Source organism: Dyella sp. KRB-257, assembly GCF_049445995.1.
Classification (GTDB): domain Bacteria; phylum Pseudomonadota; class Gammaproteobacteria; order Xanthomonadales; family Rhodanobacteraceae; genus Dyella_A.
Genome location: NZ_JBMSDZ010000018.1, coordinates 13,181 through 36,059, shown reverse-complemented (window position 1 = coordinate 36,059; position 22,879 = coordinate 13,181). Strand labels below are relative to the sequence as shown.

Sequence of the window (22,879 nt, the reverse complement as noted above, 5' to 3'; positions counted from 1 at the left end):
CCTCGCACAGGCTGCACGAACCTGACTGCACGGAGCTGCCATGAGCCGATTCGATCTCACCCCGCCCACCGACACGCAGCGCCAGGCGATCACTGCCGGCCTGACGCCCGACGAGCACCGCGTGCTGCTCCGGCACGGCACCGAGGCCGCGTTCTGCGGCGCGTTCCTCGACAACAGGAAGACCGGCATCTACACCTGCCGTTTCTGCGGCCTGCCGCTGTTCCGCTCCAGCGCCAAGTTCGACTCGGGCACCGGCTGGCCGAGCTTCTTCCAGCCGTATGACGAGGCGCACATCCGCACCATCCGCGACACCAGCCACGGCATGCTGCGCACCGAGGAAGTGTGCGCGCGCTGCGGCAGCCACCTTGGCCACGTCTTTCCCGACGGCCCGCCGCCCACCGGCCAGCGCCACTGCCTGAACTCGGTGTCGCTGAGCTTCACCGAGCAGGGCCAGCCGCTGCCCGACATGCTGGGCCGCGGCGCCCCCGAAGGCGTGGCGGACGCCGGCTGATCTCCGGATCGCCCGGGCAACCGGACAACCGGACAAGTCCGGCAGCCTCACATTCGTGTCATTCGTCGCCTGACCCGTGTCATCTCCGGCAGCAACGGTGGCGCCAGCTGCTGGAACAACAGCCTGACGGTGTCGCTGGGCTACCCGCTGCAGGCGCGGCCTTGCCGCGAGGGCGCCGGCTACAATGCCGGCTCAATCAGAAGCGAGTCTCTCCCATGCGCCGTCTGCTCTGCCTGCTTCCGCTGCTTCTCGCCGCCTGTTCCAGCCCTTCGGGCAACGCCACCACGGCGACCGACATCCCGGCGATGCAGACGATCGACCGGACCGTCGGCACCGGCGCCGAAGCCAAAGCCGGCGACACGGTGGAGGTGAACTACACCGGCTGGCTGTACGACCCCAAGGCGCCGGACCACCATGGCAAGAAGTTCGACAGTTCGTTCGACCACGGCGGCAGCTTCACCTTCCCGCTCGGCGCCGGCCAGGTGATCGAGGGCTGGGACCAGGGCGTGGTCGGCATGAAGGTGGGCGGCCAGCGCACCCTGCTGCTGCCCTCGGCGATGGGCTACGGCAGCCGCGGCGCCGGCGGCGACATCCCGCCGAACGCGGCGCTGGTATTCGACGTGGAGCTGGTCGGCATCAAGTAGGGAGTTGCCCGGACCATGACTTCCTGCACGGTCGCCGGCGCACCCCCACCGCTACGGTCGGGGACTTTCCCCGCCAGGACTCCACCGTGCGCCACGCCCTCCCGCTTGCCCTGCTCGCCGCACTGACCGTCGGCGTGTCGGCTACCGCCGTCGCCGCCGACAAACCCACTGCCGCCGCCGACGCGCCCGCCGTCGCCGACAAGGATTTCCACCTGCCGCCGCTGCCGGCCGACGCGCACATCACGCAGAGCGCCACGGTGGACGGCAAGACATTGAAGTACACCGTCACGGTGGGCTCGCTGCCGGTGCGCAACGAGCAGGGCGAGATCACCGGCGAGGTGGTGTTCACCGCCTACACCATGCCCGGCAAGGACCGCCCGGTGACCTTCGCGCTCAACGGCGGACCCGGCGCGTCGTCGGTGTACCTCAACCTCGGCGCGATCGGCCCGAAGCGGGTCAACTTCGGCGTGGAGGGCGCCAATCCGTCCGACCCGGCCACGCTGCGCGACAACCCCGGCACCTGGCTGGGCTTCACTGACCTGGTCTTCATCGATCCGATCGGCACCGGCTACAGCCGCGCGCTGGTGGACGACAAGAAAGCCACCGAGCTGTTCTACAGCACCGACAACGACATCAAGTATCTCTCGCGCATCGTCTACGACTGGCTGGTGAAGAACGGCCGCATGGACTCGCGCAAGTACCTGGTGGGGGAGAGCTACGGCGGCTTCCGCGGCCCGCGCGTCACCGATTACCTGCAGACCCGGCTCGGCGTGGCGATGAACGGCCTGGTGCTGGTATCGCCCTACCTCGACCCGGCCGCGTCGGACGACGAGAACGTCTCGCCGCTGCCGTGGATGCTCACCCTGCCCTCGATCGCCGCGGCCAACCTGGAGCGCCAGCACAAGCTCAGTGCCGCGGCGATGGCGCCGATCGTCGCCTACACCCGCGGCGAATACGCCACCACGCTGATGAAGGGTCGCAGCGATCCGGCCGCCACCGCGGCGATGATCAAGAAGGTGACCGAGCTGACCGGCCTCGATCCGCTGTTCGTCAAGCGCTCGGGCGGGCGGCTGGAAACCCAGGCCTACCTGCGCGAGGTCTATCGCGCCGAAGGCAAGCTGGGCAGTCGCTACGACTCCAACGTCACCGCGTGGGATCCGTTCCCGTACGCGCCGCGCCAGATGACCGGCGACCCGATCCTCAACGGCATCATCGCGCCCACCACCACGGCGATGGTCAACTTCGTCACCAAGACCGTCGGCTGGAAGGTGGACGCGCGCTACAACGCGCTCAGCTACCGGGTGAACCGCCTGTGGCACCGGGACAAGGACGCCAACCGCGGCTCGGTCAACGAGCTGCGCGAGTCGGTGGCCAACGACCCGGGCCTGCGCGTGCTGATCGCCCACGGCTGGGACGACCTGTCCTGCCCGTTCATGGCCTCGGTGCTGGTGGTCGACCAGATGCCGGCGATGGGCGATCCCACGCGGGTGCAGGTGAAGAGCTACGCTGGCGGCCACATGTTCTACGCCCGCCCGGACAGTCAGGCGCAGCTGCGTGCCGACGTGCAGGCACTGTACGACGCCAGGTGAGCCACCGGTCGATCCCGCCATGCAGCGGCCCGTCGGGCAACCGGCGGGCCGCTTGCGTCGTATTAGCCAGACGCTGCCGCCAGCGCCTGGTACGGATCATGCTTGACACTGGCGCCCACTGCGGTTTCGACCACGCGATGTCCGGGCAACGAGGGAGAACGCGTGAAGGAAATGGCTACCCATGGGGCGACGCTGCTGACTGTGGCCTACTGGGTGGCGTCGCTCACCCTGTTGCTTGCGGCGACCCTGCTGATGTTGATCGTCCTCCTGCGGGTCCGTTCGCAAAGGCGTGAGCTGCGCGACAAACGCGCGCTGCAGCACTGGACGCAGGTGATGCGGCACACGCTGGCGGGGGAACAGGTACCGGTTCGGCGCCTGGCACGCGATGAGGTGGCCGGTTTCATCGAAGCGTGGAACGCCGCCCACGAATCGCTGTCCCGGCCGGACTCGGCGCGATTGTTGCCGTTGGGGCATCGGGCCTGCCTGATGGACGCAGCGCGACAGATGTTGTCCGGCAATTACCACGACCGTGCCATGGCAATCATGGCGCTGGGGCACCTGCGCGATCCCCGGGTGTTCGACGAACTGGTGCCGTTCCTCAAGGATCACAGCCCGATCGTCTCGCTGTGCGCGGCCTACGCGCTGGGCAAGGTGGACCCGCCGCAGGCCATGGCCATGTTCGTGCCGATGATCATGGAGCGGGACGACTGGATGCCGGGCAACGTGGCGCGCATCCTGGCCCGCAATGAGGACGGCAGCGCGATACGCGAACTCGACAACGCCCTGCTGCACGCCAACACCGGCACGATGGTGAAGCTGGTGAGGTTCCTTGCCGACATCGATCCCGGACATGCCGCCGGAGTGATCCGGCGGCTGCTCGACAGTGCGCTGGACGACCATGCCATTTCGGTCTGCCTGCAACTGGTGAGCGAGAAGCAGGACCGCGAACGGGTGGCAGGCTTCCTCGACTCCTCCCGCTGGCACGTGCGCATGCATGCGGCGGCGGCGCTCGGGCGGATCGGCGAAGCTGCCGACTCGCACCGCCTGGAGCCGCTGCTGGCCGACAAGGTGTGGTGGGTGCGCTATCGGGCCGCACAGGCGCTGCTGGCGCTGCCGGGCATGGATGCATTGGCGCTGCGCCGGCTGCAGCAGCGCCAGACCGATGCCTTTGGCCGGGACATCATCGACCAGGTGCTCGGCGAACACGACCTGGGGATCGTGGCGTGAACAGTCACTGGGATGCTTCCGCGATCGGCCATCCCTACGATTCCTGGGGACCTGCGCTGGCGTCGGCGCAATGGATCTTCATGGTCTATTTCGTGGCGATCAATCTGGCCTACCTGATCCTCAATTACATCTCCGCCTACCAGATCGTGCGCTACATGCGCGAATTCCGGGCCAACTACCTGCCGCCCGGACTGCGCGAATACCAGCCTCCGGTAAGCATCGTGCTGCCCGCGCACAACGAGGAGAAGTCGGTCGTGGCCTCGGTGCACTCGCTGCTCAAGACCGACTACCCCATGTTCGAGATCGTCGTGGTCAACGACGGCTCCAGCGATCGCACCCGCGATGTGCTGATCGAGGCCTTTGGCCTGGTGAAAGTGCCCGAGGCCTACCGCGACCGGCTGGAAACGGCGGAGGTCAGAGGCGTCTACGGCTCGGCGCGCTACCCGCGCGTGCGCATGGTGGACAAGGCCAAGGGCGGCAAGTCGGATGCCATCAATGCCGGCATCAACTGCGTGCGCTATCCGCTGTATTGCGTGGTGGACGCCGACTGCATCCTGCAACCGGAGAGCCTCTCGCGGGTGGTGCGTCCATTCCTGGAGGACGCGCGCGTGGTGGCCAGCGGCGGCGTCGTGCGCGTGCTCAACGGCTGCACGGTCAGCAACGGCATGCTGTCCAAAGTGGGCCTGCCCGACCGCTGGCTGCCCAGCTTCCAGGTGGTCGAGTACCTGCGCGCCTTCCTGTTTGGACGCATGGGCTGGTCGCCCATGAATGCGCTGCTGATCATCTCCGGCGCGTTCGGCGTGTTCTACAAGGAGCGCGTGATCGCCATCGGCGGCTATCGCGACGATACGGTGGGCGAGGACATGGATCTCGTGGTCCGGCTGCACCGCAACCTGTGCGAGGAAGGGCGCGACTACCGCATCGTGTTCGTGCCCGATCCGGTGTGCTGGACCGAGGTGCCGACGGACATCACCTCGCTGGGCCACCAGCGCGTGCGCTGGCAGCGCGGCCTGGCCGAAAGCCTGTGGTCCAACATCGGCCTGATGTTCAGCCGTCGCGGCGGAGCGGCGGGATGGCTGGCCTTCCCGTTCATGCTGGTGTTCGAGTTCCTCGGCCCGCTCATCGAGGTGGTCGGCTATGTCTCGATGATCGTGCTGGCCCTGGCGGGCATGGTGCCGCTGCAGGTGTTCCTGATTTTCCTGGCGGCAGCGGTGGGCATGGGCATACTGCTTTCGGTCAACGCGATGCTGCTGGAAGAGTTGTCCTTCGGCCTGTACGCGCGGCCATCGCAGCAATTGCGGCTGTTCGCCGTGGCGGTGCTGGAGAACTTCGGCTACCGCCAGCTGAATTCGTGCTGGCGCTTCTACGGCACCGTGCTGTGGTTGCTGGGACTGCGCCAACATCATCGATGGGGCCACATCAATCGCGACGGATCGTGGCAACACCAGCCGCCGGAAAACGAAACGACGCCGGCCGACTGGCATGCCGATGGAAACCGCCGCCCATGACACCCGCGCATCCGACCGCCATCGCGCGGCACCCCCCGTCCCGGTGGTTCCGCAGCCGGTGGTTGGTACTGCTGGCGATGGCGACGTTCCCGCCCTGGCTGGTCGCGCAGCCCGCCGCTCCCGACTCACTGGCATCGGAGATGGTGCAGATACGGCAGCTCGCCACCAGTGGCCAGAAAAAGCTGGCCATCCAGCGCTATACGGCGCTGCTGGCCGAACACCCGGGGAACGGCGACCTGCTGCTGGCGCGCGGACGCACCTATGCCTGGGACGGGCAATACGACGCGGCCGAGAGCGACCTGCGCACGGTGGTCCGGCAAAGTCCGCAATACGCCGATGCCTGGTCGGCGCTGGGCGACCTCTATCGCTGGAGCGATCGCCCGCGACAGGCGGTCGATGCCTATGCGCACTGGATCGCACTGGCACCACGCGAGCCGCGCGCATACATCGCACGCGGACGTGTCCGGCGCGATCTAGGGCAGCTCGACGCGGCGCGCGCCGATTTCGATGCCGCCGCGGCGCTCGGGGCGGATCCCACCGACATCGACAGCCTGCGGCAGAGCCTGCTGCCGCGCGCCGCCGAGCTCGGCGGCGGTTACCACTGGGGCACCTCGCTGGGCTGGAGCCACACCGGCTTCACCGGCGGGCGGCAGGGCTGGAACGATGCCGAGCTGTCGTTGCGCCGCTACTTCAGCCGGGGCTCGCTGGGGCTGGAACTGCTGCGCGCCGATCATTTCGGCAGCCGCGACCATGCGCTGGCGCTGGATGGCTACGCGCCGCTCTGGTCGCGCGCCTACGTCAACCTGCGCTACCAGCAGGGTCCCCGCTCGGGCGTCCTGCCGCGACAGGCATGGCGCGCGGAGGTGTTCCAGGGCGTGGGCCGGGGCTGGGAGCTGTCGGCCAGCGTCGATCATCTGCGTTTCACCAGCGACACCCGGTTCTACGGCGTCGGCGTCGGCCGCTACTGGGGCAACTGGTACGCGCGCTACAAGCTGCAATACGTGCCCGGCGTCGGCTCAGGCAGCTGGAGCCATCGCCTGCTGGTGCGCAATTACTACCGCGGCGATGCCTTCGACTACGTGGAGTTGAGCGTCGGCAACGGCCGCAGCACGGACATCAATCGCTTCGACACCCAGGTGGTCAACCACAGTGCCGCCTTCGGCGTCGCCTGGAGCCACTACCTGTCGCCGCGCTGGGGTTTCAAGGCAAGTGCCGGTTACGGCAGGGGCAGCGACGTGGCTGGCATCAACGAACGGATCGTTTCGATGACGCTGTACAGGTTGTGGTGATGGCGCCGTCCGCGTCCTCCCCGCGTGCGGGCAACGCCTGGTCGCGCTTCTCCGCCGCATACCCGGCATGGGTGCTGGCGCAGCTGGCGCTGGTGGTGTGGGCGGTGGTCGATGGCGTCGCCGATATCACCGCGGACGGCAGCCAGCAGTGGGCCATCGCCGGCATCGCCATGGCGCAGGCGGCTCTGGTGCTGCTGCGCGCGGTGCCGATCCTGCTGCTGCTGTCGCTTCCATTGCTGGCCTTGCGGCGCCAGCGGCTGCGCATCGCGGCATTGACCGCGCTGTGGTCGCTGCCTGTCGTGGCGCAGGCCGCGCTCGACCAGTACTTCCAAGTGGCGCGCGTGCCGCTGGGAGCGGATCTGTTCGGATACAGCGTGGCGGAAATCCACACCACCGTGTCCGGCACGCCGTTCGGCCTGCGCAGCGTGCTGGCCTGCGGCCTGCCGTTGCTGCTGCTCTGGGCCGGCGTGTATGGGCTCGCGCGGCGATCCGAAGGCTCCATGCGGTGGACCGGCGCGCTGCTGATCGTCGGCCTGCTGGCATGGCTGCCATCGCTCCCCACTGGTACGCAGGTGCTCAAGAGCGACGCCGCGCGCGATCTGGCCAGCAACAAACTGGCGTGGTTCGGTGCCGACCTCTGGCGCTGGTCCAGCCGCCGTGCCGCCACGGCACCCTTGCCCGCATCCGGTGAGGCAGCGGCGGCAGTTGCCGGCACCGACGGGCCGCCGCTGGATCCGCGGTTTCCGTTCCTGCACCCCGAGCAGACGCCGGACACGCTCGGTGCATACTTCGCGCCCACCGCCGACGGCCGCCCGCCCAACGTGGTGGTGATCGTGGTCGAAGGGCTCGGCCGCTCGTTCTCCGGCGTGCAGGCGTCATTGGGAAGCTTCACGCCGTTCCTCGACAAGCTGGCGACGCGCAGCCTGTATTTCGACCATTTCCTCGCCACCCAGGGCCGCACCTTCGGCGTGCTGCCGAGCCTGTTCAACTCGGCGCCGTTCGCGCGGGAGGGCTTCACCGCGCTGGACGCGCGCATGCCGCCGAGCCCGGGACTGTTCAACCTGCTGGAGGAGCAGGGCTACCACAGCGCGTTCTACAACGGCACCGACACCCGCTTCGACCACGAACGCCAGTTCATGCAGCTGCAGGGCGTGCAGAAGCTGGTGGACAGGACGAACTTCGGCTCCGGCTACGCGCTCAACCCCTTCAGCGAATGGGGTTACCCGGACCAGGAGCTGGTCTCGCGCGTGCTGGCCGACAGCGCGCAACAGCCAACCCCGTTCCTGCTGGCGATGCAGACCATCTCGATGCACCCCGTCTACAGGTTTCCGGGCCAGGATGCCTATCGCGCACGCTTCGAACGGCGCCTGCGCGAGTTGCACATTCCGGACGGCGAGCTGGCCGCCTATCGGGCCCATGCCGACATCTACAGCACCATCCTCTACACCGACGACCAGTTGCGCCGCTATTTCGATGCGGTGGCCAGGCAGCCCTGGTACGCCGACACCATCTTCGTGATCACCGGCGACCATCGCCTGCCGGAGATCCCGATGGGCGAGCACATCGACCGCTATCGCGTACCCCTGCTCATCTTCTCGCCGCTGCTGACGCAGGCCAGGCACTTTCGCGCCGTGTCCTCGCAGCTGGACGTCACGCCATCGCTGATGGCGTTGCTGTCGCATACCTACGGACTGAAGCGACCGGCGCAGACGCCGTGGCTGGGCGGCGCCCTGGACACGGACGACAGCTTCCGCAACATCCACCAGTGGCCCCTGCAGCAGACCAAGACCAGCGCGCCGGATTACCTCGCCGGCCTCTGGTGGCTGCACGACGGGCAGTTGTTCGAGCTGCAGGAAGGCATGCACCTGCTGCCGAGCGACGATGCGACGGCGCGCGACTGGGTGGTGCGCCGCCTGCGGCGTTACGAGCGCGCCAATGCGATCTTCATGCAGCAACGGGCGCTGGCTCCGGACGGCGCAAGGCCGGAGCTGGTGGCCTACGCGGCGGCCCCGCCGACGCTGCAGCCGGTCGGCAGCGCGCCGGTCGTGCCCGGCCTCTCGACGCGATCGGTCACGGTGGCGCGGGCGGGCCACGACCTGCGGCTGACCGCCCGGTTCGACAACGGCGATGCGCAGGCAAGCCGCACTTTCGTGCCGCTGCTGGTGCTGAGCGCCGGGGATGGTCGGGAGCTGCAGGAAACCTCCGGCCAGGCCCTGCAGCTGCCCGCCCATGGCCACCAGCAGGTGCAACTGGCCCTGCGGCATGCCGACGCCTGCAGCAGTCGCTGCTATGTCTCGGTGTTCCCGTCCGATCCGGAAACCGGCAAACCGGTCGGACAGGGGCGTTACCATATCCCGGTGGATGCCGGCGCCGCGGTCGGAAGTGCGCCATGAGCCGCACGTCCCGCTGGTGCCTGATGGGGCTGCTGTGCGTGCTGCCGTTCGCTGCGATGGCCGGCGCCAGCCGCGCCATATGGACCTGGGAAGCCGAATCCTATGCCATGGTCAAGGATCCGGCCGTCGCGCGGGAAGCGGTGGCCTACCTGCAGTCGCAGCATATCGACACCGTGTACCTCTATGCCGATGCGTACCAGGGCCACAACCTGATCGTCGAGCGTCCGGAGTTGTATCGCACCTTCATCGAGCGCCTGCATCGGCAGCACATGAAGGTGTACGCGCTGCTGGGTTCGAGCTACCTGCACACCGAGCGCTACGTGCTGCCCGCCTATCGCAGGCAGGCCGAGGAGATGTTCCACCGCGTGGTGAAATACAACGTCGCCGCGCCGGCCGCGGCGCGCTTCGACGGCGCCAACCTGGACATCGAGCCGCACATCCTCGACGAATGGAACGACCACACCCGCGAGCGCCTGCTCGCCGGGTTCCTCGACATGGGCAGGGCGCTGATGAAGATCAAGCGCGACCACCACGCCACGCTGACGGTAGGTCCGGCCATCCCGTTCTGGCTGGACGGCATCGCACTGGACTGGCGGGGCGTCAAAAAGCCGGCTAGCGAACACGCCATCGACGTGTTCGATTACGTCGCCCTGATGGACTACCGCCACAAGGTCGAGGGCAGTGACAGCATTCTGTCCCACGCCGCCAGCGAAATCGCCTATGCCGAACGTGTCGGCAAAAAGGTGGTGATCGGCCTGGAGGTCTCGCCCAATGAGCTTGAGAAGATCACGTTCGACAAGGCGGGGCCGAAAGTGTTCGGGCAGGCGTTGCGGACGGTGGAGCTGGCGCTGCGCGACCATCCGTCGTTCGCCGGCTTCGCGATTCACCATTACCGGACCTACCGGAACTGGGTCGCGCGCCATCGGGAATAGCGCGATCCATCAACCCGCGCGTACGTGATCGATCGCGCTGGCCGCGACGCGCTGGGCGGGCGGGCGGCCGTTCAGGCAGCTGACAACGCGAACACTGCCGGGGACTTGTTCCCGGCGCGCCGGCCATCATCTTGGGGAGCATTCCCGTCTCCGGATCGCGCCATGACCTCGCCTCTCGCCGTTCCCTGCCCGCACTGCAGCGCACTCAACCGCGTGCCTGCCGAACGCCTCGGCCAGCATCCCAACTGCGGGCGCTGCCATCGACCGCTGTTCACCGGCCATCCGGTGGAGCTGACCAGCGCCAACTTCGACGCCATCGCCGGCCGCGGCGACCTGCCGGTGCTGGTGGATTTCTGGGCCACCTGGTGCGGACCGTGCATCGGCTTCGCCCCGGTGTTCACCGCGGCAGCGAAAGAACTGGAACCGCGCGTGCGGCTGGCCAAGGTGGACACCGACGCACAGCAGGCGGTGGCGCAGCGCTTCGCGATCCGCTCCATTCCCACCCTGGTGCTGCTGCGCGAGGGGCGCGAGATCGCGCGCCAGTCCGGTGCGCTCAACGCCGGCCAGTTGCGCCAGTTCGTGGATGGGGCGCTGCGCTGAGCGGCAGCACCTCACCCACGGGCGGAACGCGCGCCGACGCTCACGAGCTGCACGACAGCATCGAACAGCCGGCCTTCTCGCGTGCCCAGTCGGGCCGCTTCTGCGCGTAGTGCTCGCGGCCGGGCTGGTCGTCGTACGGCCGGCGCATCACCTCAAGCAGGGTATGCACGCCGGAGAGATCGCCGGCCGTGGCCTGATCGATCGCCTCCTGCGCCAGGTAGTTGCGCAGCACGTAGCGCGGATTGACGCGCCGCATCCGCTCGCGCTGCTGCTGGCGCGTCTGCGGGTCCTGCACCAGCCGCTGCGCGTAGCGGGCCAGCCAGTCGCGCAGCGCGGCGTCGTGCTGGCGGCGCAGGTCGGCGTCGTAGAACGCCTCCCCCATCGCCGGGGTCGGCACGGGCTCTGCCGGATCGAAGTCCAGCAGCGCGCGGTAGAACAGCGTCATGTCGATCTGCGCCTGCGCCATCAGGCTGCGCAGCTGTGCATGCAGGGCGTCGTCCTCGCCGCGTGGCTCGGCCAGGCCCAGCTTGTCCGCCGCGTGGCGCCGTTCGGCGGTGGCGCAGGTGCTGGCGTAGCCGTCCAGCCCGGCCTGCAGCGGCTCGACGCCGGCGAACAGCGGCGAGATCGCCGAGGCCAGCCGCGACAGGTTCCACCACGCCACCTGCATCTGCTGACCGAAACGGTAGCGGCGCCGGCCGGCGTCGGTGGTGTTGGGCGTCCACCCCGGATCGTAGTCGTCGATCCAGCCGTAGGGGCCGTAGTCGATGGTGAGACCGAGGATCGACAGGTTGTCGGTGTTCATCACGCCATGCACGAAACCCACCCGCATCCAGTGCGCGATGGTGTGCGCCGTGCGCTCGCACACCTCGCCGAACCATGCGGCGTAGAGCGCCTCGCCCTCGCCGTGCAGGTGCGGAAAATCGCGACGGATGGTGAACTCCACCAGCTGGCGCAGCAGGGCATGATCACCGCGCGCAAACGGCAGCTCGAAGTGGCCGAAACGAATGAACGACGGCGCTACCCGACACACCACCGCGCCCGGTTCGTATGCCGGGTGGCCGTCATAGAACATGTCGCGCAGCACCGGCTCGCCGGTGCCAACCAGGCTCAGCGCGCGCGTGGTCGGCACGCCCAGGTGATGCATCGCCTCGCTGCACAGGAATTCGCGGATCGACGAGCGTAGCACCGCGCGGCCGTCGGCCGTGCGCGAATACGGCGTGGGCCCGGCACCCTTGAGCTGCAGCTCCCAGCGCTCGCCGCCCGCCGTCACCACCTCACCCAGCGAGATTGCCCGGCCGTCGCCGAGCTGCCCGGCCCAGTGGCCGAACTGGTGTCCGCCGTAATTGCTGGCCCAGGGCTGCATGCCATCGAGCAGGCGATTGCCGCCGAACACCTCGGCAAACCACGGCTGCGCCACGTCCGCCTCGCTGAAACCCAGCGCCTGCGCCATCTCGGCCGAATGCGCCAGCAGCGTGGGCGCCGCCACCGGCGTGGGCGACACCTGCGAATACAGCGCGCCTTCGACCGGTCGCGGGCGCGAGCCGGTCTCGGCATCGCCGGGCAGCTCGCGGAGAAAGGCGTTGTCGAAATGCAGTTCGGTCATGCAGGGGATGGTTGAGGCGGGCGCGAGCACATGCAAGCGCCAGCACCCGCACGGGTTCCAAGCGGCAGCTTATAGTCGCCGCCCCGCTGCGAGGAACCTGCCATGTCCGGCGTGCCTTCCCTCATCACCGCCGGCCTGACGCTGGAGGATGCCCCCTACGTCGAGGCGACCCGTCGCTGGGTGGCGCGCGCGGTGGTCGGGCTCAACCTGTGCCCGTTCGCGCGGGCGCCGTTCATCCAGGGCCGCATCCGCTACGCGGTCAGTCACGCGCGCGACACCGATGCGCTGCTCGACGACCTTTGCGGCGAGCTGCAGAGCCTGGCCGCGGCCGATGCCGCCGAGTGCGAGACCACGCTGCTGATCCACCCGCACGTGCTGGGTGACTTTCTCGACTACAACGACTTCCTCGACGTGGCCGATGCCGCGGTGGAAACGCTCAAGCTCGACGGCGTGCTGCAGGTAGCCAGCTTCCACCCGCATTACCAGTTCGCCGACACCACGCCGGACGACGTGGAAAACGCGACCAACCGCTCGCCCTTCCCGACCCTGCACCTGCTGCGCGAAGCCAGCGTGGAGCGGGCCGCCGAGGCGATGAGCGACCCGGACGAGATCTATCGCCGCAACATCGACACGCTGCGCAAGCTCGGCCCGGACGGATGGAAGGCGCTGGGCACCGGCGCCCCGGAGGCAGCGCAAGAGCAGTCGTGAACGACGGGTTGCGACCGGGGCAAACGCCCGCTGCGCGCGTTGAGAATGCCCGGGGCGGGGATCTATCGGGAGCGCGCAGGCCGCATTGCACGGCTGCGCCCACCCGGCCAGCTCGCCGGGTTACTCCCATCCTTACTCACATTCCCGAAGGTGACCGCTCGGCACGTAGCGCAGCCTGCAGCGCGATCACCTGCTCCCTGAGCTGCTGCTCTCGGGCGTCAGCGGCATCACCGACTCGAACAGCAGCGATCGAATCTGCGACGCGCTGTGCAAGGGCGGCGGTGGCGGCTGCATCAGCAGCTCGGGCACCGGCGGAAGCGTCGGGCACACGCCCGGGGCAGGCTTGGGTCGGCTCGTCGCGCAGCCGGATAGAGCCGCCGCGCACGTCAGCAGCCACGGTGTCAGCAATCGAAGGTACTTGCGCATGGCTCTGCTCCTGGTAGTGGGTGGCGATGGTGCTGAACTGCTGGGTCCATTCCAGCGTCTGCTTGGCGCTGGTGACTTTCGCGCTGGCGACAGCGGCGTCCCACTTGGACTGCACGCCGGCGGCGCCGATGGCGCGCTCGTGAGCGCCGAATGCCAAGACGCCAGCAAGAAAGGCGGCGAGCAGCACGAGAAAGGCGATCAGCTTGGTCTCGAGGTTCATTTCAGGTACCCCAGGCAGAGGTTGCGTTCATCGGTTCGGCGGTTTCGCAGGCCTTGCTCAGCCGACGACCCGGGCGATGTCCATCCCACGACGTTTCCGCGCCTGTCCATGGCATCGGTGAGCTGCAGGCAGGCGCCGATCACGTCGCCGGCGTTGGCCTTGCGCTGCAGGGTGGATCCGCACACCACAGCCGGGCCGAGGTTGAAGGAGGCATCGGTGAACGCGGCGCGCTGCCCATCTGTGAGCGTGGCATGGATGCAGCGATCGACGGCTGCGCGCGCCTCGGCCTGGTCCTGCTGCAGATAGGCGGTGCACTGGGCGTCGGTGGCGGTATCGCCGGGCTTAACGCCGCGAGTGTGGCCGGTGCAGATGGTCCACACCTGCCCGAGCCGGTCGTAGTAGGCGCGGTGCACGGTGCCTTCCCAGTCCATGGACATGCCGACCGCAATCGCAGCCGCCCCAGCGCCGGACATGGCCAGCTTCTGCCAGCGCTTCATGCCCCAGCCTCGTCCGTTTCGTCATGCTTGGGGCTGCGCTGAAGGATGCGAGCCAGCACAACCAGCGTGCAGATGAATGCGCCGAGGCCGAAAACGGCCCACATCGGAATGAGCCCGACCCACTGCGCAGCAGCACCGGACGCGATCAAGCCTGCCGCAAGGTAGCCAAGCAATGCGCCGGAGCCAGCAATCTGCACTGAGCCGAACTTGTGCGCTTGTTTCCAGTCGTCGATAAGCTTCATCGTAATTTATCCTGCATTGCTAATTTCACTAAGGCCCATATAGCCGCACCAGCAGTCGCTATGCCGCCGAGGAACTTCACGAACTTGAGCACGCCATTGGCCGTGTTCCATGCTTCAACAAGGCCGCTCACTTGCTGTGTAAGCTTTTCGACCTTTCCCGTTAGGTCGCGCACTTCATGCTTCAGGTCGATTTCGGTTTGATCGCTCACTTGCCTGCCTCCAACATAGAAAGGCGGGCATCGAATCCGCACGCCATGAATAGAAGAAAGTTCATGCCGGCTTGATCGGCCAGTCGATCGTTTCCGGGAAACCCGCCTGCGATGGAACGTCGCGCAGCGCTTGGCGATAAGCGACCCAGGCGGTGCGCTGATCGGCGGTTAATGGCGAGTCGGGTATCTGCGTCCAGTCGCACGCGGAAATGAGCGCATCGCGTGTGCTGCGTTGCTCGGCCTTTGCGATGGCATCCATGACCGATTGCGGAATCTTCTCCGATGCGGTTTCGCCTGCCTGAAGATCATCGGCGCTCGCAATGGCACGCCAGCCTGTTTGAGTAATTGCGTACACAGTCATCGCTCGTACTCGTAGCCGAAAACGTCAATAAACATGCCATCTGTGCCGAGCGGTGGCGCAGAAAATGCGTACGTCATGGCTTGGGATGAATCAAGTGGATGATTTACGGATGCTGTGGCCTGCGCGCGGACAAGATAAATCCCGCTATTTCCGATTGCAGTTCCCGGAGAGTCCGACGTGCCAGTAGCCATGTTGGACCCGTTCGTATTATCAAAATTGTACAATTGCAGTATCGCAATCCTCGACGTGCTCGGGACAATCGAAGATGCATTGGCGGTTGCCGCCGTCGAGTTATTTGCGCCCGATACGATACGAAACGGGGCTACGCCGTTTGCAACCCTATAAAAAATTAAGTTGTTATTTTGCAGAAAGTTATAGATATTTGCGCTCGCATCTGTCAGCACGCTGCCGATATACCGACGTGATGTATCACCCGTCTTTGTGCGCGCCGTTCCGTAATACGGCGACGCTGGTGCAGTCGTCACGCACTCGATCGCCGCAACGCCCGCGTTGTTGTAAAGGTAGACGTGGTAAAACGTGCTTGCTGTCAACACCAATCCGCTAAGCGTAAGCGTAGACGTGCTAGGCAAGCATTTGCTAAGCGACGGGATATAAGCCGCACCGCTTGTCACACTGATAGACGTAGCGCTGTTCCAAACCATTTTGAGGCCATCAATGTACCCTTGGCCCGACCAGTTGGCCGTTCCCCACTGAAGGTCTTGCGTCGTGAGATTGTTTAGATTTGGCATTACGCTGCGCTCGTGGTGATGAAGTCGCCGCCACTCGTGACAAGCGGACTCCCATTACTGCTTGTCAGTAGGTCAGACTGAAATTGAGCCAATGCCGAAAGCTGGGAGAGCACGGCGGATGCAAGTGAAATGGTGGGCAGGCCAGCAGCGGCATCGCCATCTGCAATATCAATCTGTCCGGCTGTGCCGGTGATCGTCGCTGCCTTGGTCCCCGTCACGCGGCCCTTGGCATCGCGAGTGATCGCAAGCAGCGCGCCGGCGCCGGTGTCGGCCAGATCGGTCAGGTCGGCGGTGATCGACGTTCCGCCGACATAGGTCAGCGAGACGTTAGTCGAGTCAGCCAGAATGCCGCCCACCGCGTCCTGTGCGCGCCGGTTGGTGAAGTAGAGGTTGAACTGCCCCTCGTCCAGCGCATCCGTGGTGTCAGGCCCCGAGCCGCTGATGCCAGCTCCGAACAGCGCCTGCAGCTTCGCCGTGGTGGCCAGCGTGCCGTCGGGCATCAGCAGGTTATTGCCTATCTGGGCGCCTTCCGTGGCGTCCAGATTGACGGTCACCGCCTTGGCGACGTTGCCGTACAGCGGGATTTTGGCGAGGCGCGTCATGCCGACCTTGTAGGGCACGCGCCGAGAGGGTCAAGGGATCGCCATTACCCGGAGCGCCCGCGCTGGTGGTAGGCTTCGCGGCATGGACAACACCGAGCCCACCGGTCAAGCCTTCGGCATCGATCCTGACTTCGACAGGTCCGAGCGTGTTCGGCTCGATCTGCCGGGCAAGGGCGAGGACAGCCTCCATTTCACCGGCTGGGACAACCTCAAGTTCACCTTCGCCGGTGCGTTCCTCCTAATCGGCATCCCGGCCTCAATTCTCCTGCTGGCCTTCGGTCTGCACAGCGCCCTGCGCTTCTTCCTGCTGAGCGTTCTGCACTAGATCCGCCATCGCCTTCAGGTCGGGATCGTCATGCTCCTGAGCCATGTTGCGCAGGTTGGCCAGGTTGGCCGCCTGGGGCGGAATACCGAGACGCGTCTGCTTCGCCAGCCACCCGACGAATCTCGGGTTCGTCATCACCCGGGCGACCAGGTTGGCGCTGCCGACGCCCGCAGCGATCGTGCCGGCAGTATGCAGCTGACCTGAAGCCAGCGAGCCGATCATGGACGTCCAGGCGGCGATGTTGGCAGCCGTCGCCGCCGTGCCGCTGGGGTTCGCAAACACCTTGCTTCCGCTTCGCACGTTTTCGGCCATCGTGGCGAGGTGGTCCATGTCCTGAGAGAACTTGGGCCCGAAGCGGCCGAACAGCGCCTTTTTCGCCTCCGGGCTGAGGCGGTTCCAGTTCGTCAGGTAGCTGGACATGCTGAACGCGTCTCCCGCGGCATTCTGGGCACCGGGTGTGGCGCGTCCGAGCCGGCGCACCATCACGCTGGCCAGCACCTTCTGCTCGTCGGGCTTCAGCGACTGCATCACCGCGCGCAGGGTCGTCGCTCCATCGCGCGTCCCGCTCGTCGCCGCATTGAAGATCGCCTCGGGGCCGCCCGACTTGTCCACCACGCTGGCGATCGAGTCGATGCGGCTCGATCCGGCCCGGTAGTATGCGTTCGCTCGGTTCCATGCCTGCTGTGCCTTGGGGCCGGCCTCCTTGGCAGCGTTCTGCAGGTCACGCGACAGCGCGCCATACAGCGCGGTCCACTTGCTGCGTGGCACGTCGGACACCAGCGAGTTGTTGTTCATCTCGTTGCCGACCAGCGTGCGTAGCTTTTTCAGCGCTTCATAGGGCAGCTTTCCGTCCACCATGGTGCTGGCGAGCTGCCGGATGTTCGCCTGGATCTCGTCCTGGCTCAGCGGTCGGTCGGGGTTGAAGGTCTGCTTCTGCGTGCCGTCGCGCAGCAAGTTGGCATCGTCCACAGCCTGCTTCCCGGCGGCATTGGCCGACTCGATCGCCGCGTTGTTGTCGCCCAGCACCTGCGCCAGCTCGTCGGCCTTCGCCTTGACTTCCGGTCGCGTGAGCGCGGCCTCTGGGCCTCCGGTGTCTGCCTTGAGGCCTTCCTCGATGCCGCGGATGCGTGCGTTCTGGAACAGCTTCGACGTGGCCGGTGCGCCGGGGATCGTCGGGTTCAGCTCGGGAAGCAGCTCCATCGTGTTCGAGACGTCGATGCGCTTGTCGGCCGGGATGTAGTTGTCGAGCTTGTCGTACAGCGCACCCGACTCCTGCCGGAACCGGTCGATGAATCCGCCGGCACCCGAAATGCCGCGATCGATCGTCCGGCCAGCCCCGGCCGGGTCGCGCACCTTGGACAGCTGGTCGGCGAGCGCATCGATACCCTGCGATGCCTGGTCAGCTTGGCGCTCGGCCGACTGCTGGACCACGCCAGAGCTTCCCGGAGCCTTGGCCAGCAAGCTCTCGGCGTTCTGAAGCACGCGGCTCTGCGTGGCCTGGCCGACGGTAGGCGTTGTTCCGGCTACCTTGAATGCCTTGACGTTGTTCTCGACGGTCTGCCGGCCAGCTTCGCCACCACGGATCGCTGCACGCACGGCACCCTGTGCACCGGCGGATAGCGCTGCGGGAACCACGCCGCCGACCAGCCCTGCCGCGATCTGCCCGGAAGTTCCGGCGCCATTCTCGCGGGCAACACCGGCCGCGCCGGCGCCGGTTGCTGAACTGGCGATCTGACCGCCGGCGTTCTGCGTGAGCATGTCACCGATGCTGGATGCCACGCCGTTGGAAGCGCCCTTCATCAGCGCGCCGGTGCCCATGGTACCCACGGCCGAGCCCAAGCCCTCCTCGATGTTGTTCACGACGCGCTCGGTCGCGTTCTGCGGGGTGTACTCGGGCACGCCGGCCTTGTTCATCAGGTAGTCGGCAGCCTGGCTGGCCGTACCGAACCGATACCTCGGGTCGACGCCGGCCTTTTCCTCCGCCCAGTTCAGCGAATGCACGATCGGGTCATTGATCATGCCGGGGATGCTTGCCACGCCGTGCGCGAAGCTGCGCAGCGCTCCCACGCTGCTGCGCTTGAGCTGGTCCATGAGGCTGGGCTCAGCCTCGGGAGACACGTTCACGTCGGGCAGGCGCTGGGACGGCTCCATCACGTAACCGGGCGGCGGCGGTGGCGGCTCAGACGCCGCGCGCGGAGCAGCCTCGGCAACCTGCTGCAGCACATACCCAGGCGGCGGGGGCGGTGGAAGCCCGGCGGCCGGTCGCGGCGCGGTCGGGGCCGGGGTCGGCAGCGGATCTCCGCGGCGGCGACCCAGCATCAAGTCGGCAAGGGTGAGCTGGTTCGGATCGTCATTCATCACTCGGGCACCCAGGCAGAGCCATTCCAGATCACGGCATGACCGGTTTTCGGATCGACTGCGCGATACACCGGCGCCGCGGGAGCAGTCGCCGGCGCAGGTGCTGCCGAAACTGGAGCTGCAGCACTTATGCCTGCCGCCGCGCGCACGCTGTCGGTGAGCGAGGGCACGCTTTCATCGCCCGGTGACGCATAGGTCATGCCGGCGCGATGCTCGAGCTTGCGCAGCGTGGCCTGGGCCTTCGGCGTGATGAACGACTGGTGTTGCCCGATCGTCCCCATGCCCTGCCGGTACTGGTCGGTCAGCGCGTTGATCTTCGACTGCAGCAGCTCGCTGATTTTGCCGATCACGCCCTGCAGCTGCTGCGGAGAACCGGCGTTGTCCAGCGCCTCGCTCCAGGTCTTGATGTCCTGCTCGCTGCCGCCCGTGCCGCGGTACACGCGGGTCATCTCGTCCACCACGGCCTTCTTGTTGGCCTCGAACTCCTTGATGCGCGGGTCGCCAGTAGCGCTGAGCGTGGCGTTGGCCAGCTTGTTCCACCACGGCAGGCCGGAATTGTTCAGCTTGTCCGCGGCGTCGCTCAGGTCGCCCATGTGGCCGAGCACGGTGTTCAGCGAATTGATCGTCTGCGCCGCTTTGCCCGACGTGAAGTCGTTGCGCGTGCGCGACCGCGCCTGGTAGTTCGCCGCCTCGAAGCTGGGGTCGTAGGTGGCCACGTTGGTCAGCATGGTCTGCCAGTACGGTGCCTTGAGCGCTGCACCGGTCGGGAATGCGAGCCGGCCCTCGGCCAGTGCCTTGACCGTCGCCGCATCGCCCGGGGAGAGCGTGCCGAGGAAGGCGTCGCCGTGCATGTTGTTAGGCAGCGGCACGCCGCCCGGCACGCCCGCCGGGCTTGCCGTGGGCACTCCCGCAGCATTCGGATCGGGGCGGAAGCCTCCCGCTGCTGTCTGGCGGTCGAACAGGCGGGCATGCGCATTACGCTCGTTCGCCTGCGCCGTCTTTTGCATCATGTCGGCAATGCCGATCTGCGTGGGCGTGTTGCCGCCCTGCGCCGCCTGTTGGTCCGGAGTCACCATCCGGTCGATCAGGGTATTCCCTTGAATGGTCGTCAGGTCTACGGGCGTTCCCTGACGCACCATGTTGATGCGGTTGACCAGGTTCAGGTCGGGGTGATCGCCAGTAGCCGCGGCCATCGCCTGCTTTCCCCAGTCAATGCCCTGCTGATCCTTGGCGTATCCGCTGATCTGGCGAGGATCACGGCCAGCATGGAGCATCGCCGACACTAGCTCGCTCTGCAGTTGGCTGGCCACCTCGGGCGCAAAGGGTTGGCCCGTGACCGGGTCAAGGCCGCTTGTGGCGTTCTGGATCGCCTGCGGGGTGATCTGTGCAAGCCCCATGGCCGCGTCGCGCTTGCGGCGCGCGTCCTCAAGCATGGATGCCTGCCGCATGCCCATCGCCATGCCCTGCTGCTGCAGCTGCATCTGCCGAGCCTGGCTGTTGCCGCCCAGCATGGCGCCCAGCTCACTCCATCCGTTCGTCGCCATCGGTGTTTCCTCAGCCTTCCAGAGTGTTCGGCAGGTTGTAGGTGAGTCCGCCTGATCCAGAAATCGTGTTGCCCTGCGACCACGCGGATGGGCCTGTTCCATCGCCGGCTTTGTAGCTTCCCGCCTTCGACAGCCCGTAAGCGCGCAGGCCATCCGAAACGGCCGAGAGCCACGGGTTCGGCCGGATGCCTTGCAGGCGAAGCCGCGTCAGGTAGTCCTGCACGCTGGACTGGCGCTTCAGGTCGTTGAGCTGGCTGCCGTAGCGGCTCAGGTTGGCGGCCTCGGCCTGGCGCTGCACGGCGGGCGCGTCGATGGAGGCGACCAGCCCGGCGTTCGTGCTGCCGTAGTTGCTCAGGCCCAGCGAGGCATCGTTCGCCGCCTTCGTGTAGGCGTCGCTTACGGCGCCAGCCTGCCCCAGCGGGCGGGTCGTGTTGCCGCCGTTGGCCTGGATCTGCGCCATGAACTTGCCCAGCAAGTCGCTTTTCGCGGCATCCGGCGTGGACTGCGCGGTCTGCTGGATCAGCTGCCGCGTCTTGGCGTCCTCCTGATGTTGCAGCGCGTACTGCTGGCGCAGGCTGTTGGCCAGCGTCCTGTCCTGACGGCTGGCCGTCTGCTCCTGGTTGTAGTAGCCGAGCCCGGCAGACAGCAGCGCGGCACCGATGGCGAGGTAGGGCATGGGTCAGAGCCTCCCTTCAAACAGGCCGCCGCTCAGCAGCTGCAGCATCACCTGGTAGTTGAAATCGTCGAGCCGCGCCGGCTCGATGCGCATGGATCGAAGCAGCCGATACCGGGTGCGGTCGAACGCCGTGGTCGGCAGCAGGTACTTCCAAAGCTGCTCGGCGGCTTCCTCGTTCCATAGATCCTCGAAACGAAAGCGCCGGCCCGGGGCGTGCACCAAGGCGTCTGCATACAGCGCGGTGTCCTGCAGGCCGAGGCGCTGCAGGCTGCGGTCACAGTCGGACGGATGGCGCTCAATCACGGCGATCGGACAGCAGTAGCCGGAGAGCCAGCGGCGCATCAGGGCTGCGGCCGTGCAGCTGATGCCGCGCAGGCGCTTGTCGAGCGGCCACGTCTCGGGCATGCCCAGGGCGAATGGGTCGTGCAGGCACAGCGTGTCGTCGGTCGTCAGCCAGTTGGCCAGCCACGTGGTACCCGAGCGCGGAAGGCCCAGCACGATGAATTCCAGTGGGACGCGCTCGATCACCATCAGTATCCCCTCGGTACGCCGCCAGCACCGAAGCCCGGCTGGTACAGGCCGGCGCCCGTGGCATAGCCGTCGCGCAGCGCCTTGGCGTCCTGGCTGCGCTGGTAGATGTTGGCGAAGTCACCGAAGGCATCCCCGAAGGCGTTCGCGGTCGCACCGGCCTGCCCCGATTGCAGGTTCGTCCGCAGCGCGCCGGCAGCCTGCGAGGCGGCACTGGTGGCGTCCAGGCCGCCCTGCGCAGCAGCGATCAGGTTGGCGCGCGACTGTTCGTCCTGCGACCGCAGCGCGGCGCCGGCCGCATTGCCGCGGCGCGTCGCCTCGAGCACGCCGTTCAGGTAGTCACGGCCAGCCCGCGCACCGAGATCCGACTGCACGCTGCCACCGACCTGGCCGCCGCGGGCCAGCGTGAACTTCAGCTGCCGGTCGTTGATCGCTTTCTGCCGGTTCAGCTGGTCGGTGTAGTACTTCGTCGTGTCGCTGGCGAGCTGGTCGTATGCGCCCGTGCGCGCCGGGTTGTCGAAGATCGCATTGATCTGCGCCGTCGAGTCCGCGATCTGGCGATTGCGCGCGTCCTCGTTCGCCTGCGCCTGCTTCGCCGCGTTGTTGCTGCCACCACACATGCCCATCGGTCAGCCCTCCCCGCGTGCCGCGCGCTCGCGGTCAAGGTTGGTCAGGTAGTCGTCGAACGTCTCCGACTGGTTCATTTCGCGCACGTGGCGGCACACCGAGCGCGCCCAGTCCGGGCCGCCGGTCAGCAGCGCGACGTGCGCCACCAGGTCGATGTAGGACGAGCGCAGGATGTAGGCCACGTGCATGGCGCCGCCGGGCTCGCGCTCGATGTCGGTCGCCACCAGCCAGTTGATCGCCGCCTGCTGGATCAGCGGCTCGAGGCTGTCGCGGTGCAGTCGGTAGAAGCGGTTCGCCGGAACCACCAGCACCAGCGCGCGGAACGCCTCATGGATTGCGCAGCGGTCCAGCGGCACATCGGCATCGACCACGTCGTCCCACGCATGCGCAGCGTCCGTGATCGCCTTCAGGAAGTGTGCCGCCGCCTCGTCGCCGCGGGCCGCCCACCGGAACAGCTCGATTTCATGCTCAGGCGTCACGGTGCAACCTCGCTCAGGGAACGCCGGCAGCA

General features: G+C 67.1%; 25 protein-coding genes. 11 read left to right on the top strand and 14 right to left on the bottom strand.

Annotation, left to right across the window (positions count from 1 at the left end):
* Window positions 1–40 precede the first annotated feature (40 nt).
* The 9 genes from msrB to trxC all read left to right on the top strand — a co-directional run bounded on the left by msrB (window position 41) and on the right by trxC (window position 10,693).
* Window positions 41–511, top strand: a complete 471-nt coding sequence (gene msrB / locus ACO2Q2_RS13465) for a peptide-methionine (R)-S-oxide reductase MsrB (RefSeq protein ID WP_423256299.1) — start codon at window positions 41–43, stop codon at window positions 509–511.
* 215 nt (window positions 512–726) lie between these two features.
* On the top strand, window positions 727–1,155 hold the full coding sequence (locus tag ACO2Q2_RS13460) for an FKBP-type peptidyl-prolyl cis-trans isomerase (RefSeq protein WP_423256298.1): 429 nt from the start codon (window positions 727–729) through the stop codon (window positions 1,153–1,155).
* A gap of 86 nt (window positions 1,156–1,241) precedes the next feature.
* On the top strand, window positions 1,242–2,744 hold the full coding sequence (locus tag ACO2Q2_RS13455; protein WP_423256297.1) for a S10 family peptidase: 1,503 nt from the start codon (window positions 1,242–1,244) through the stop codon (window positions 2,742–2,744).
* 171 nt (window positions 2,745–2,915) lie between these two features.
* Complete coding sequence (locus ACO2Q2_RS13450) at window positions 2,916–3,971, top strand: HEAT repeat domain-containing protein (protein WP_423256335.1); 1,056 nt, start codon at window positions 2,916–2,918, stop codon at window positions 3,969–3,971.
* Window positions 3,968–5,479, top strand: coding sequence for a glycosyltransferase (locus ACO2Q2_RS13445; RefSeq protein ID WP_423256296.1), 1,512 nt, complete (start codon window positions 3,968–3,970; stop codon window positions 5,477–5,479). The genes ACO2Q2_RS13450 and ACO2Q2_RS13445 overlap by 4 nt, the downstream gene beginning before the upstream one ends.
* Window positions 5,476–6,768 carry a YaiO family outer membrane beta-barrel protein gene (locus ACO2Q2_RS13440; RefSeq protein WP_423256295.1) on the top strand — a complete coding sequence of 431 codons (1,293 nt, stop codon included), beginning with the start codon at window positions 5,476–5,478 and terminating at the stop codon, window positions 6,766–6,768. Before ACO2Q2_RS13445 ends, ACO2Q2_RS13440 begins: the two co-directional genes overlap by 4 nt.
* On the top strand, window positions 6,768–9,161 hold the full coding sequence (locus ACO2Q2_RS13435) for an LTA synthase family protein (protein WP_423256294.1): 2,394 nt from the start codon (window positions 6,768–6,770) through the stop codon (window positions 9,159–9,161). Before ACO2Q2_RS13440 ends, ACO2Q2_RS13435 begins: the two co-directional genes overlap by 1 nt.
* Window positions 9,158–10,093 (top strand): hypothetical protein, encoded by a 936-nt coding sequence (locus tag ACO2Q2_RS13430; RefSeq protein ID WP_423256293.1) that lies wholly within the window; start codon window positions 9,158–9,160, stop codon window positions 10,091–10,093. Before ACO2Q2_RS13435 ends, ACO2Q2_RS13430 begins: the two co-directional genes overlap by 4 nt.
* A gap of 162 nt (window positions 10,094–10,255) precedes the next feature.
* Window positions 10,256–10,693, top strand: coding sequence for a thioredoxin TrxC (gene trxC / locus ACO2Q2_RS13425; RefSeq protein WP_423256292.1), 438 nt, complete (start codon window positions 10,256–10,258; stop codon window positions 10,691–10,693).
* 40 nt (window positions 10,694–10,733) lie between these two features.
* Here the strand turns inward: trxC and ACO2Q2_RS13420 are convergent, their stop codons facing one another.
* Window positions 10,734–12,296, bottom strand: a complete 1,563-nt coding sequence (locus tag ACO2Q2_RS13420) for a protein adenylyltransferase SelO (RefSeq protein WP_423256291.1) — start codon at window positions 12,294–12,296, stop codon at window positions 10,734–10,736.
* Window positions 12,297–12,398: 102 nt separating this feature from the next.
* Here ACO2Q2_RS13420 and ACO2Q2_RS13415 point away from each other — a divergent pair, with 102 nt between their 5' ends.
* Window positions 12,399–13,004, top strand: coding sequence for a DUF1415 domain-containing protein (locus tag ACO2Q2_RS13415; protein ID WP_423256290.1), 606 nt, complete (start codon window positions 12,399–12,401; stop codon window positions 13,002–13,004).
* 136 nt (window positions 13,005–13,140) lie between these two features.
* On the opposite strand, the gene ACO2Q2_RS13410 is transcribed toward ACO2Q2_RS13415, so the two are convergent.
* The 7 genes from ACO2Q2_RS13410 to ACO2Q2_RS13380 all read right to left on the bottom strand — a co-directional run bounded on the left by ACO2Q2_RS13410 (window position 13,141) and on the right by ACO2Q2_RS13380 (window position 16,310).
* Window positions 13,141–13,650 carry a hypothetical protein gene (locus ACO2Q2_RS13410; protein WP_423256289.1) on the bottom strand — a complete coding sequence of 170 codons (510 nt, stop codon included), beginning with the start codon at window positions 13,648–13,650 and terminating at the stop codon, window positions 13,141–13,143.
* Window positions 13,647–14,147: a lysozyme gene (locus ACO2Q2_RS13405; protein ID WP_423256288.1), complete on the bottom strand. Its 501-nt coding sequence runs from the start codon at window positions 14,145–14,147 to the stop codon at window positions 13,647–13,649. Before ACO2Q2_RS13405 ends, ACO2Q2_RS13410 begins: the two co-directional genes overlap by 4 nt.
* Window positions 14,144–14,389: a hypothetical protein gene (locus ACO2Q2_RS13400; protein ID WP_423256287.1), complete on the bottom strand. Its 246-nt coding sequence runs from the start codon at window positions 14,387–14,389 to the stop codon at window positions 14,144–14,146. The genes ACO2Q2_RS13405 and ACO2Q2_RS13400 overlap by 4 nt, the downstream gene beginning before the upstream one ends.
* Entirely contained in the window at window positions 14,386–14,598 is a 213-nt protein-coding gene (locus ACO2Q2_RS13395; protein WP_423256286.1) for a hypothetical protein, read from the bottom strand. The genes ACO2Q2_RS13400 and ACO2Q2_RS13395 overlap by 4 nt, the downstream gene beginning before the upstream one ends.
* A gap of 61 nt (window positions 14,599–14,659) precedes the next feature.
* The gene (locus ACO2Q2_RS13390) at window positions 14,660–14,959 is read right to left on the bottom strand and encodes a tail fiber assembly protein (RefSeq protein WP_423256285.1); all 300 of its coding nucleotides are present in this window, start codon (window positions 14,957–14,959) and stop codon (window positions 14,660–14,662) included.
* Entirely contained in the window at window positions 14,956–15,510 is a 555-nt protein-coding gene (locus ACO2Q2_RS13385) for a hypothetical protein (protein ID WP_423256284.1), read from the bottom strand. Before ACO2Q2_RS13385 ends, ACO2Q2_RS13390 begins: the two co-directional genes overlap by 4 nt.
* A gap of 197 nt (window positions 15,511–15,707) precedes the next feature.
* Entirely contained in the window at window positions 15,708–16,310 is a 603-nt protein-coding gene (locus tag ACO2Q2_RS13380; RefSeq protein WP_423256283.1) for a hypothetical protein, read from the bottom strand.
* An 82-nt stretch (window positions 16,311–16,392) separates the two neighbouring features.
* On the opposite strand from ACO2Q2_RS13380, the gene ACO2Q2_RS13375 reads away from it, so the two are divergent.
* On the top strand, window positions 16,393–16,635 hold the full coding sequence (locus ACO2Q2_RS13375) for a hypothetical protein (RefSeq protein WP_423256282.1): 243 nt from the start codon (window positions 16,393–16,395) through the stop codon (window positions 16,633–16,635).
* Here ACO2Q2_RS13375 and ACO2Q2_RS13370 read toward each other — a convergent pair.
* The 6 genes from ACO2Q2_RS13370 to ACO2Q2_RS13345 are packed head-to-tail and all read right to left on the bottom strand — an operon-like array spanning window position 16,567 to window position 22,847.
* Complete coding sequence (locus tag ACO2Q2_RS13370) at window positions 16,567–18,993, bottom strand: hypothetical protein (RefSeq protein WP_423256281.1); 2,427 nt, start codon at window positions 18,991–18,993, stop codon at window positions 16,567–16,569. The genes ACO2Q2_RS13375 and ACO2Q2_RS13370 overlap by 69 nt on opposite strands.
* Window positions 18,993–20,537: a hypothetical protein gene (locus ACO2Q2_RS13365; RefSeq protein WP_423256280.1), complete on the bottom strand. Its 1,545-nt coding sequence runs from the start codon at window positions 20,535–20,537 to the stop codon at window positions 18,993–18,995. Before ACO2Q2_RS13365 ends, ACO2Q2_RS13370 begins: the two co-directional genes overlap by 1 nt.
* 10 nt (window positions 20,538–20,547) lie before the next feature.
* Window positions 20,548–21,213, bottom strand: coding sequence for a hypothetical protein (locus ACO2Q2_RS13360; protein WP_423256279.1), 666 nt, complete (start codon window positions 21,211–21,213; stop codon window positions 20,548–20,550).
* Between the two features lie 3 nt (window positions 21,214–21,216).
* On the bottom strand, window positions 21,217–21,741 hold the full coding sequence (locus tag ACO2Q2_RS13355) for a hypothetical protein (RefSeq protein ID WP_423256278.1): 525 nt from the start codon (window positions 21,739–21,741) through the stop codon (window positions 21,217–21,219).
* Between the two features lie 2 nt (window positions 21,742–21,743).
* Window positions 21,744–22,367, bottom strand: coding sequence for a hypothetical protein (locus ACO2Q2_RS13350; protein WP_423256277.1), 624 nt, complete (start codon window positions 22,365–22,367; stop codon window positions 21,744–21,746).
* Between the two features lie 3 nt (window positions 22,368–22,370).
* Window positions 22,371–22,847 (bottom strand): hypothetical protein, encoded by a 477-nt coding sequence (locus ACO2Q2_RS13345; protein ID WP_423256276.1) that lies wholly within the window; start codon window positions 22,845–22,847, stop codon window positions 22,371–22,373.
* Window positions 22,848–22,879: the final 32 nt, after the last annotated feature.